The organism is Actinoallomurus acaciae (genome assembly GCF_042429965.1).
GTDB lineage: Bacteria > Actinomycetota > Actinomycetes > Streptosporangiales > Streptosporangiaceae > Actinoallomurus > Actinoallomurus acaciae.
The window spans coordinates 1-3,680 of record NZ_JBHLZP010000683.1; the positions used below are offsets into that span (position 1 = coordinate 1).

The 3,680-nt window shown below is 71.1% G+C and carries 6 protein-coding genes; 2 read left to right on the plus strand and 4 right to left on the minus strand.

All coding sequences use genetic code 11. From position 1 onward, the window contains the following. Positions 1-205, plus strand: a 205-nt coding sequence (locus ACFFNX_RS44890) for a zinc-binding dehydrogenase (RefSeq protein WP_378212386.1), incomplete at its 5' end; no start/stop codon positions are given. A 320-nt stretch (positions 206-525) separates the two neighbouring features. Here the strand turns inward: ACFFNX_RS44890 and ACFFNX_RS44895 are convergent. Both ACFFNX_RS44895 and ACFFNX_RS44900 read right to left on the minus strand, forming a co-directional pair. Next, entirely contained in the window at positions 526-1,020 is a 495-nt protein-coding gene (locus ACFFNX_RS44895; protein ID WP_378212387.1) for a GNAT family N-acetyltransferase, read from the minus strand. Between the two features lie 58 nt (positions 1,021-1,078). Beyond that, positions 1,079-1,807 (minus strand): SDR family NAD(P)-dependent oxidoreductase, encoded by a 729-nt coding sequence (locus ACFFNX_RS44900; RefSeq protein ID WP_378212388.1) that lies wholly within the window; start codon positions 1,805-1,807, stop codon positions 1,079-1,081. Positions 1,808-1,894: 87 nt separating this feature from the next. Here ACFFNX_RS44900 and ACFFNX_RS44905 point away from each other — a divergent pair, with 87 nt between their 5' ends. Beyond that, entirely contained in the window at positions 1,895-2,326 is a 432-nt protein-coding gene (locus ACFFNX_RS44905) for a MerR family transcriptional regulator (RefSeq protein WP_378212389.1), read from the plus strand. A 24-nt stretch (positions 2,327-2,350) separates the two neighbouring features. Here the strand turns inward: ACFFNX_RS44905 and ACFFNX_RS44910 are convergent, their stop codons facing one another. Both ACFFNX_RS44910 and ACFFNX_RS44915 read right to left on the minus strand, forming a co-directional pair. Further along, the gene (locus ACFFNX_RS44910; RefSeq protein ID WP_378212390.1) at positions 2,351-2,857 is read right to left on the minus strand and encodes a GNAT family N-acetyltransferase; all 507 of its coding nucleotides are present in this window, start codon (positions 2,855-2,857) and stop codon (positions 2,351-2,353) included. A gap of 86 nt (positions 2,858-2,943) precedes the next feature. Further along, on the minus strand, positions 2,944-3,680 hold a 737-nt coding region (locus tag ACFFNX_RS44915), incomplete at its 5' end, for a penicillin-binding transpeptidase domain-containing protein (protein WP_378212391.1).

A 3,680-nucleotide genomic window follows, 5' to 3' on the forward strand; every position in this document is an offset into this window, starting at 1 on the left:
GGCGCCGCCACCGCTGCGCGGCATACGCGTCTTCAACCACTGGATCCACGCCGACGGCACTCGTCTGCGCGACCTGGCCGACCTGGCCGAGGCGGGCACGCTCACCCTGAGGGTCGCCGAAGCCCTGCCCTTGGAACACGTCGCGGAGGCCCACCGCCGCCTGGAGAAGGGCGGCCTACGCGGCCGCCTCGTACTGACGCCGTGATGCCCCGGGAGATCCTCCGTCGTTGGGCCCCATGGTCGGGCCCGTGTTCCTACGGGCGGCTACCGCCATCACGTGCCTGGGCGGTCTGCGCGGCTGTCTCGTGCCGATGCCGTGATGCCACGGGAGACCCTTTGGGTCCTCCGTGGTCGGGGCCCGTGTTCTTACGGGCGGCTACCGCCATCACGTGCCTGGGCGGTCTACGCGGTCGCCTCGTACCCGCGCCGCGACCCCTCGGACCCTCCGTCGTGGGGGCTCCGCCCCTCACGCCCCCACGGGTGGCTGCCACCTCACACTCTCTCGCTCTATGGCCGGACGCGCGGTCACAGGTCGTGGTGCCAGTCGTTGCAGCGCATGAAATGGCCCTTGGGGAACTCGAATTCGTGCTCACCGGCGAACGTGAACCCGGCCTTGCGGCAGATGGCGTTGGACGCGGGGTTGTCGACCGACGGGTAGGCGTGGATGCGGCGGTGGCGCTTCTCCACGCGGGCACGTGCGACGATCGCCGTGGCGGCGGCACCGGCGATGCCGCGTCCCTGGTGTTCCGGCAGGACGTTCCACCCCGTCTCGTACACCGTCTCGCCCTGCCACTCGCGCTCCCAGTAGCCGATCGTGCCGGCCTTGGCGCCGTCGGGCAGGACCACGGTGAACATGCGTCCCGACCCCGGTGCGCCGAGGTCGAGGTAGCGCGCGTGGCGCTCCACGACCTTCTCCTCGGTCTCCGGGCCGCCCAGATGGGCCCAGATCTCCGGCGTGTTGAGCCGCCGCAGGAGATCCAGGTCGTCTTCGGCCCACGGCTCGAGTGCTATCTCCGTCATCGCCCTCACCTCGGGCAGCAGTCTGCCGTAGCCCTCTGACACTGTGCCGAGTGCGGCGTCACCAGGGGACGGTTCGGCCGAAGCGGTCGAGGAACCGCAGGCCGGGAGTCCCTCTTTGGGAGAGCGCGACGTTCACCAGGTCGGGGATGCTGTCCTGGATGCCGAGGGGCGCGTCCGGCCCGCCCAGGTCCGTACGGACCCAGCCGGGCGCCAAGACCAGCATCGTGCGTGATGGTTCGGACCGGCGGGCGGCGAAGCTTCGCATGAACATGTTCAGCGCCGCCTTGCTGCCGCGGTAGACCTCCCGCATCCCGGTCTCGTTGTTGCCGATGCTGCCCTGCCCGGACGACATCACACCGATGATGCCCGTGGCCGGCACCAGGTCCTGGAGGGACTCGATGACGCGCATCGGGCTCAGCGCGTTCGTCATCATGACGCTCATGAACTCATCGGTCGTCACGTCCCCGATCTTGATGTGCTCGTCGGCCGTGGTGATTCCGGCGTTGACGAACAGGAACTCGAGGGTCCGGCCGGCCAGGCGGCCGCGCAGGGCCGCGATCTGCGCCGGCTCGTTGATGTCCAGGGTCTCGATCTCCACCCGGCCGCCGGCGGTCTCGGCCAGATCGTGGAGCCTGGTGCGCGGTGAGCCGGGCCGGACCGTGCCGATGACGCTCCAGCCCTTCTTCAGGAATTCTTCCGCCATGGCGTGCCCCAGCCCGCGTCCCGCCCCCACGATCAGGATCGTGGGGGCCTGGTCTGGCCCTTCGCCGCTTCGATGTCGACTCATGGCGGCGATGCTAGGATTTAGAGCGTGCTCGAAGTCAAACCTCAGCCGGCGTCCGGGCCCACCGGACGGAAGGCGCGCCCCAGTGCCGTGCCCGCGGAAGGTGTGACCATCGCCGAGGCGGCCCGCCGCACCGGCGTGAGCGTGCACACGCTTCGGTACTACGAGCGCGCCGGCCTGGTCGTCACGCCGGTCGACCGTACGAGCGGCGGCCGCCGCAGATACCGCGAGCTCGACCTCAAGTGGATCGTCATCTGCACCAAGCTGCGCGCCACCGGCATGCCCATCCGGGGCATCCGCCGGTACGCCGAGCTGGTCGCCGCCGGGCCGGGCAACGAGGAAGAACGGCTCGCGCTCCTGGAGTCCCACCGCGCCGAGGTCCTGACCAGGCTCGGGGAGATCCAGGAGAACCTGAAGATGATCGACCACAAGATCGAGGTCTACCGGGGCAGCCTTGCCGCCGGCGACGCCGACCGGCTCTGGGCACCCGTCGGCGCCGGCGCGGCCGAGAGCCGGGAATAGGGCGCGGTACGCCCGCCGCCGTCTTCACAGATCGCGGCGCATGCAGACGCGGGGCCAGCGGTCCAGGCCGTACGCGGCCTCGCGCCGGCGGATCTCCCGGAGGCCGGGTGTCAGCGTCGCCTCGTCCAGCCGCCGGAATCCGCACCTCTCGTAGTACGGCGCGTTCCACGGCACCTCGGCGAATGTCGCGAGCGTCAGCGCGGGCAGGTCGTCGCCTGTCGCGACGCCCGCGAGGTGGTCGAGCAGGGACCGGCCGACACCACGCCGCGCGGCGGCCGGGTGCACGGAAACCTGCTCGACGTGCATCGCGCCGTCGACGACCTCGGCGATCAGGTACGCGACGGGCCGGTCGGCGTCGTCCGCCGCGACCCACGCGTGGCCGTTCCGCCGATAGGCCGCGAGGACTTCGACCGGAGGCGGCTCGTCGTCGGCGATCTCGGGCATGCCGATGTCGCGGAAGCACTCCCCGGCCGCCCGCTCGATCACGCGCAGGACCGGCAACTCCTCCTCACGGACCGTACGAATGCGCATGCGGTCATTGTCCGCGAGACTCACGACCTTTCGCCGGGCCGGCGGCGCCGGATCCTGGAGCGGACGTACGACAGAGGTGATCATCTTCAGTTGAACGGCGCCGGGGCGGTGTCGCGCAGCGCGCCCTCCATCGACGCCCGCCAGATCGGGCCGACGTCGGCGCCGAAGACGCCGGGACTCGGGTCGCCGAACGGCGCGGCGGGGTCGCCGTACCAGACGGCCGCCGCCAGGCCGGGCGTGTAGCCCGCGAACGCCGCACACGAGAACCCCTCACAGGTGCCGGTCTTGGCCGCCGCCGGGCGGCCGATGCCCATGCCCCGGCCCGTGCCCTTGGTGAGCACGCCCTGCAGAATTCGCGTCACCTCGTCGGCGACGCCGGTGTCGACGGCCCTGCCGCACTCGGCCTTGGGGACGTCGATCTTCTTGCCAGAGGCGTCGGTGACGTCGTTGATGGCGATCGGCGTGCAGTACCGGCCGTGGTCGGCGAAGGCGGCGTAGGCGGCGGCGAGGTGGGTCACGTCGATGTCGCCGGTGCCGAGGACCTGGGCGGGCACCTGCTGGAGCGGCCGGCCGTTCGCCTGACGCATGCCGAACCTCTGCGCCGTACGGACCGAGTCGCAGAGGCCCACGCGCTGTTCGAGGTGGGCGTAGTACGTGTTGAGCGAGTCCCAGGTGGCGGTCGCCAGGTTGGCCGAGGACGCCTTGGACAGCTCGGCGTTGCGCACCGGCCACGGCTCGAAGCCGTGCCCCTTGCAGTCGGTGTAGCCGCTGACGGTGGTGCTGTTGGGGGCGGGCAGGGTGGTGCCGACGCCGTAGCCCTTGT